Annotated in this window: 7 protein-coding genes; 5 read left to right on the top strand and 2 right to left on the bottom strand. The window is 62.3% G+C overall.

Annotation, left to right across the window (positions count from 1 at the left end):
• The first annotated feature begins 267 nt into the window (after positions 1–267).
• Genes HPC46_RS28760 through HPC46_RS28745 form a run of 4 tightly spaced genes read left to right on the top strand, consistent with a single transcriptional unit; the run spans position 268 to position 3,345 of the window.
• On the top strand, positions 268–471 hold the full coding sequence (locus tag HPC46_RS28760) for a ferredoxin (protein WP_179475550.1): 204 nt from the start codon (positions 268–270) through the stop codon (positions 469–471).
• Between the two features lie 53 nt (positions 472–524).
• On the top strand, positions 525–1,760 hold the full coding sequence (locus HPC46_RS28755; protein WP_325096813.1) for a CaiB/BaiF CoA transferase family protein: 1,236 nt from the start codon (positions 525–527) through the stop codon (positions 1,758–1,760).
• Positions 1,761–1,811: 51 nt separating this feature from the next.
• The gene (locus HPC46_RS28750; RefSeq protein ID WP_179475548.1) at positions 1,812–2,114 is read left to right on the top strand and encodes a hypothetical protein; all 303 of its coding nucleotides are present in this window, start codon (positions 1,812–1,814) and stop codon (positions 2,112–2,114) included.
• Between the two features lie 40 nt (positions 2,115–2,154).
• Positions 2,155–3,345, top strand: coding sequence for a CaiB/BaiF CoA transferase family protein (locus HPC46_RS28745; RefSeq protein WP_179475547.1), 1,191 nt, complete (start codon positions 2,155–2,157; stop codon positions 3,343–3,345).
• A gap of 186 nt (positions 3,346–3,531) precedes the next feature.
• On the opposite strand, the gene HPC46_RS28740 is transcribed toward HPC46_RS28745, so the two are convergent.
• Complete coding sequence (locus HPC46_RS28740; protein ID WP_179475553.1) at positions 3,532–4,359, bottom strand: SDR family oxidoreductase; 828 nt, start codon at positions 4,357–4,359, stop codon at positions 3,532–3,534.
• 20 nt (positions 4,360–4,379) lie between these two features.
• Positions 4,380–5,570, bottom strand: coding sequence for an amidohydrolase family protein (locus HPC46_RS28735; RefSeq protein WP_179475546.1), 1,191 nt, complete (start codon positions 5,568–5,570; stop codon positions 4,380–4,382).
• Positions 5,571–5,857: 287 nt separating this feature from the next.
• Here HPC46_RS28735 and HPC46_RS28730 point away from each other — a divergent pair, with 287 nt between their 5' ends.
• Positions 5,858–6,868: a dihydrodipicolinate synthase family protein gene (locus tag HPC46_RS28730; RefSeq protein ID WP_179475545.1), complete on the top strand. Its 1,011-nt coding sequence runs from the start codon at positions 5,858–5,860 to the stop codon at positions 6,866–6,868.
• Positions 6,869–6,875: the final 7 nt, after the last annotated feature.

Raw genomic sequence — 6,875 nt, 5'->3', positions numbered from 1 at the left:
TGGTCCTGGCCACCCTCACCGACACCAACCCCGACGACGTCCACATCGGCATGCCCGTCAAAATCGCCTACGACGACATCCCCGAACACGACACCGCCATGTACCACCTCACCCCCGCCTAACCAGCGAGCGACGACAGCCGGGTCGGAATGAAGGGGTGGTCACGGTGAAAGGCAAGATTCTCCGTTCAGAGAACAGGTACCTTCGTACTGCTGATCGGGGGCAAACGAGCGTGTGGCCCCGCTGTGTCGACCGCGAAGGGTTCCGATGAGGGTTCGGGTCGACAGCGCGCGATGCCAGGGCCACATGCTCTGCGCGATGCTTGCTCCTGACTCATTCAGGCTGAGCGACGACGACGGTTACGCGTCGGCGGTGGATGAAGTCGTGTCCGCTGATCGGGAGGCCGACGTGCTGGAGGCATCCGAAGCGTGCCCCGAGCACGCGATCATCGTCGATCACGACGACGGCTGAGGACGCGCTACAGGTGTTCTCGATCGAACGGGTTCTTGAAATGGAGGCGCAAGATTACCGATAACAGTGAGAGCAAGGTTCTCAGCGGCGTCCGCGTGCTCGAGGTCGCCGCGTGGACCTTCGTGCCTGCGGCGGGCGCCGTCCTTGCCGAGTGGGGAGCCGAGGTCATCAAGGTCGAGCCTCGCGAAGGCGGCGATCCGCAGCGCGGACTGGTGACCTCGGGCATTGTGTCGGGCGCCGACCAGGTCAACTACATGATCGAGGTTCCCAACCGGGGCAAGAAGTCGATCGGCATCGACTTGCGCACACCCGGCGGGCGCGAGGTACTGCTCGAACTCGCCAAGACCGCCGATGTCTTCCTGACCAGCTATCTACCGAGCCGGCGCAAGCGGCTTGGCTTCGACGTCGATGACATCCGGGCAGTCAACCCCAACATCATCTATGTACGCGGTTCGGGGCACGGTCCTAAAGGCCCGGATGCCGACAGACCCGGCTATGACGGTGTGTCCTATTGGGCGCGCGGTGGGATCGGCGCGATGCTGACAGCCGCCACAGAAGGCGTCAAGGAAATTGTGCGGCAGCGCCCCGCGTTCGGCGACCTGCTCGGCGGGATGACGATCGCCGGCGGCATCGCCGCGGCTCTCTATAAGCGGGCGACCACCGGCGAAGGCTCGGTGGTCGACGTCTCGTTGGTCGGGCTGGCCGCCTGGAACCTCAGCCCTGACATCGCGACCAGTCGAATGCACGATGCGGCGCCGCCGGTGACCTACACCCACGCCGACTCGCCGAACCCGCTGGTGAACAACTACCTCACCAGTGACGGGCGATACGTCACCCTGATGATGCTGCAGCTCGACAAATTCTTCGCCGAGGCGATGACGGCCATCGGGTTGCCCGAACTTGTTACCGATCAACGATTCGCCGAACAACTGCCACGTTACGAAAACCGCGTCGAGCTGGTCAGGTTGATCGACGAGGCGTTCGCCAAGCGGACGCTTGCCGAGTGGCGCGAAGCCCTGGCCCCGCTATCCGGAGCCTGGGGGGTGGTGCAGACCCCGGCGGAGGTGTGCGACGATCCCACCACGGTGGCCAACGGATATGTAGCCAAGACCACCACGATGAACGGCGTTCCTTTCAAATTAGCAGTCAATCCAGTGCAATTCGACGAACAACACGTCGTTCCACCAGGCGCTCCGGAACACGGACAGCACACCGAGGAGATCCTGATGGATGCGGGGCTGGAGTGGGATCGCATTCAGCAACTCAAGGATGACGGCGCGGTGCTGTGAGCCGGGGCCATTCACGCGGAAAGCCTTTGAAGTCAGAAAGATTGGATTGAGATGATCAGGAACGGCGCACGTCTGCGCAGTCAAGTTTGCGATGCCATGGTGATCGTCGTGAAGGCATCGGAGAGCCTCGCAGATCTCAGGTGCGGCGGAGCTCCGATGTTGCCCGTGGGCACTGAGCCGGGAGTCGGAGCGACCCTAGATCCCGCGTTCGCCGGTGGAGCCATCATGGGTAAGCGCTACGTGGATGAAACGGGTGCGGAGGTGCTCGTGACGAAGGGTGGCGCAGGGGCATTGAGCGTCGGCGCAACCCTGTTGGCCCTCAAAGAAAGCAAGACACTTCCGGCAAGCGACTGATTTCGTCGCTTTTCGTTTCAACGGTATTGGAGGCCCAGGCATGGCTGGTCCGCTCGACGGTGTGCGGGTACTCGATCTCAGTCAGATCGTGTCCGGGCCGTACTCGGCGATGATGTTGAGTGACCTCGGCGCAGAAGTCATCAAGGTCGAGCCGACCGAGTCGGCAGATCCTCTGCGGACCGGGCTATTTCAGCGGGGCGGGCTCGCTGCGCTATATCTCAACAACAATCGTGGCAAACGCGTCATCAGCGTCGACATCCGCAGTGAGGCGGGTCGCGACATCGTGCTCGATCTTGCGCAACGCGCCGACGTAGTGGTTCAGAACATGCGGCCTGGAGTCCTCGATCGGCTCGGGCTCGGGTATGCAGAATGCTCGAAGCGTAACGAATCACTCATCTACTGTTCGATCAGTGGGTACGGATCCGACGGCCCGTGGGCTCAGCGTCCGGTACTCGACCCTGTCATTCAGGGCGTTGTCGGAATCGTCGCACGTCAGAAGAGTGAAGCCATCCCGATTCCGGATCTGGTGCGGATGGTCATCGCCGACAAGTGGGCCGCGCAGATGGCGACCCAGGCGATCTTGGCTGCGTTGTTCAGCCGGGAGCGGACCGGACAAGGGCAACACGTCAGCCTGTCGATGCTCGACACCGCTCTCTACCTGAGCTGGCCTGACCTCATGATGGACTACACGCACCTAGGCGAGGGTGTGTCGCCGGGCCTACGCGTCGTCGACATCTACCAGCTCACAGATTGCCTCGATGCGAAACTGATCTATTTCTGCGCCAACAACAATCAACTCAGAGGAGTGATGCGCGCACTCGATCGAAATGACCTCTGCGACGATCCGCGATTCTCCTCCAGCGAAGCGCTGGCCAACTCAGAAAACTTTGAGGCACTCGGAGCCATCATCGTCGACGAGTTTTCCAAGGTCCGCCGAGACGACGTGTTGGCACGATTGATCGAGAACGATGTGCCCTGCGGCCCTATTCTCGAACCCGACGAGGTGCCCTTCAACGAACAGATCGTCCACAACAATTCGCTGGTCGAGTGGGAGCATCCCGAGGCGGGTCTGGTGCGGCAACCACGATCACCGATGCAGTTTTCCTGTACACCAACAGAATTCAAGGCAGGTTGCGCCCAACTGGGACAGCACACGGACGAGGTATTACGTGAACTCGGCCGCACCGAGGACGAGATAGCGGCTATGCGATCAGCTGGTCAGATCGCCTGACTACTACCGTTGCGCCCCCGTCTGACCGCCGGTGAGCCTGGTGTCCACGCCGCCAATCTCGTCGAAGATGCTGCGGGGCAACAAAATCGCCAGGCTGAACGGCTCCCGATTGCATAAGGGATCACTATCGTGCCCTGGAATTGGCAGCGCAACACTCGCCCGGCAGCGACCTGTGCTTCATACCCGCTACTTGGAGCCCGCCACGTCGTAGCTCATGATGGCCTTTCTGATGCGACCGCGAACGAACTCTGGGCTGATCCCCTTGAGCCGGTCGATCCACCGAATGCCCTGTGGCACATACCAATGCAGTCGCTTGGGGTGGTGGTAGGCAGACCATGCCGCATCAGCTACTTCAGATGGCGGGATGATGCGCATCATGCCTCGCTTGGGGAGCTCGTCCTCGAGTTCCTTATGGGTGAGTGTCGCCCCGCCCTTCGAGTGGTTCGGCGTGTTCACCAGAATCCCGGTGTCTATAAATCCGGGAAGCACGTCGGCGACCCTGATGCCGTGGCGCGACCACTCGACGCTCAGCGCTTCGGTCAATCCTTTGACCGCGTGCTTAGTTGCTGAGTACACCGCAGACATCGGCAGGCCGTAGGTCGCTGCCGACGACGACGTGGTGAACATCAGGCTGTTGGGCGTTTTCTTGAGGTACGGCAACGCTTCGACCGCCCCCGCCAGCACCGCGCGGAAGTTGATGTCGACGACCTTCATCGCCAAGTCGTACGGGACATCCTCGAACCAGCCTGACTGGCCGATTCCGGCGTTGTTCCACATCATGTCCAGGCGACCGCCGGGATTGCCTTCGCAGAAGGTCGCGAGTGCCGCCGCGAGTGCGGCCTTGTCGGTGACGTCGACCTCGTCGGTCCACAGGCGAGCCGAGGCTCCGGACAACGTAGCCAGACCGTCGGCGTCGCGGTCGACGGCACCGACCCGCCAGCCGTTACGGAGGAACAACTCGGCGCCCGCCCGCCCGATGCCGCTGCCCGCGCCCGTGATGAAGATCGACTTTATCGATGCGCCATCACTGTTGCTCACACCGTTGCCTTGACGCCGAGGAGGCCGGCCAGATTCCCGCCCATGATCTTCTCGACGACGGTCGGGGGGAGATCAGCGATCCGATCGGCGAACGTCACGGGGTCGCCGACGCCCTCGGGATGGGGGAAGTCCGAACCGAACAGCACGTGGTCCTCACCCATGATGTCGAGGATCTCGTGGATGTCGTCCTCCAGGAACGGGTGGATGTAGAGCTGACGCTTGAAGACGCTTACCGGCTCCTCCAGGAACGTCTGGGGCATCATGCCGTAGGCCTTCTTGAGCTGAGCCAGTAGACCCTTGACCCAGCTGGAGCCATTCTCCACGCAGATGACCTTGAGGTCAGGGAAGCGCGACAGCGCACCGTGGCAGACCAGTGCAGACAGTGTGTCCTCGATGGCACGATGGCCGATGACGACCTCACGCAGCCCGCTGATAGCGAAGGGCAGTTGCTCATCCCCGCCCTCCCAGGCGGCCAGATGGTTCGCGTAGCCGCTGTCGGAGGCATGGAAGGTGACCGGAACGCCGGCCTTGACAACTTCGCTCCAGAACGGATCGAACTCGGGGAGCCCCAGCGACCTCGATTTGCCGTTGATGCCCGGAACCGCGGCCGGACGCACTAGGAAGGTGCGGGCGCCGCGTTCGAGGCACCAGTGCAGTTCCTCGATCGCCTTCTCGACGATGGACAGGTTCACCACCGGAGTGGCGAAGATGCGGCCCTCGTAGTCGAAGGTCCAGTGTTCGTGCATCCACTCGTTGAGCGCATGAATGATGGCGTGAGTGAGATACACGTCGTCGGTGGTGCGCTCCTCGACCAGGCTGGCGAGGGTCGGGTACATGACAGCGCCGGTGATGCCCTGCTCGTTCATGAGCTCCAGCCGCGGCGCTGGCTCCTGATAGGCCGGGATGACGTCCATGGCCTGTCCGACGAACTCGCGGAACGACTTGCCCTCGGGATTGAGCCCCAGGAAGTAGTCCTCGGCGCTGCCGGGACGCGCAACTCGGGAGAACGTCGGGTTTGGAATCATCTCGCTGATCTTGTTGTTGAACATGATCTTGGTGCGGCCGTCGACCTCGACGTAGTTGACCTTGCCCTTGAACTCCTTGGGGAGGTATTTCGTGAGGGCGTCGCGGGTCTCGTACATGTGATTGTCAGCGTCGTAGACCGGGTAGCTGATATTCCGTGTCATAGTGCAGAGACCTCCTGTTACACATGCGAGAGCGCATATTCTCCAAGTCGAGAACAAATTATCACGTAGCGTTGGTTGAGCCCAACGCGGTGTGGTCTCTAACAATAGAGGCGCATCGGCCGGCCGGCGCAAATCGGCGTTCTCAGGGATCTTTTCGAGTGTTAAGTTTGTCGGGTCGGCTGATGTCGACCCGGTACGCGGGTCCACTGGCCGCAGCAGTGGCCTCGCGCCAATCAGGTTGGGCACGCGGCGTATTGGGCTTACGGATCGGCGGAAAGGACCAGACCATGGCTAAGGCTAGGGAAGCCCGCGAGTGGGCGAGAGAAGGCCTGCGCGGCATTGGCGATTCGCTCATCACGCCGTTCGCCGGTGTCGATGGCGACGACATCGACTGGGACGCCTACCGGGCGCTGGTGCGCTACTGCGTCGGCGACCTCCAGCACGCGATGTTGTGGCTCACCAGTGGGTGCGGGGAATTCTGGGCCCTGACGATCGCTGAGCGGAAGCAACTGCTCGAGGTTGCGGTCGAGGAGGCCCGAGCGATCAACCCGGAAGTGGTGATCCAGGCGTGCACTGCGGCCCTGTCCGCCAAGGATTGCCTCGAACTCACCCGGCACGCGCAGGACTCGGGTGCCGACATCGTCTACATCCAGACACCAATGATGGAAGTCCATGCGGGGGAGGGCGTTCTGCGCTTCTTCAAATATGTCGCGGACCGCACTGACATTGCTCTGGGTATGTTCAACTCGCCATCGGGCGGGTACGTCCTCACGCCGGGCGAGGCGGCGCGGATCTATGAGGAAATCCCGGCGGTCTGCGCGTCCAAGGAGGGCGCCTTCCGTCCGTTCTCGTCCCGCGTGCTGCACGATCTGGCGCCGGGTCTACAGATTTGGGAGTGCGACGTCTCGGTGTACCGGGCCGGTTGGCTTCGAGAAGGCATTGTTGGTCCGGCACAGTTGGGCACCGTCGGGTACCTATTCGAGACGCCGCAGCGTCGCGTCCTCACCGAGTACTGGGAGCTGATCTGGGATGACAAGCTGGTCGAGGCGATGGACTACGCCAAAGCCAGCGGCCTCGACCAGTTCGACGTTGACCGGGGCCCCTGGTGGACCTGCTATCCGGGCCGCCCGGACTATTTCACCCACTGGGCGGCCGGTCACAAGTACGCGACATCGCTGCTCGGCCTATCGCCGGGCGCCTACCCGTACACCCGTCCGCCGCAGGTCGCCGAGATTCCGGACGTCGCCAAAGCTCAGATGAAGTCGGCCTACGAGAAGTTCGGCCTGATCGACAGCTGAGTCGCAG

Source organism: Mycolicibacterium vinylchloridicum, from assembly GCF_013404075.1.
Lineage (GTDB): Bacteria > Actinomycetota > Actinomycetes > Mycobacteriales > Mycobacteriaceae > Mycobacterium > Mycobacterium vinylchloridicum.
The sequence above is the reverse complement of the archived record's forward strand: the minus strand, read 5'-3'. Positions and strand labels throughout refer to the sequence as shown.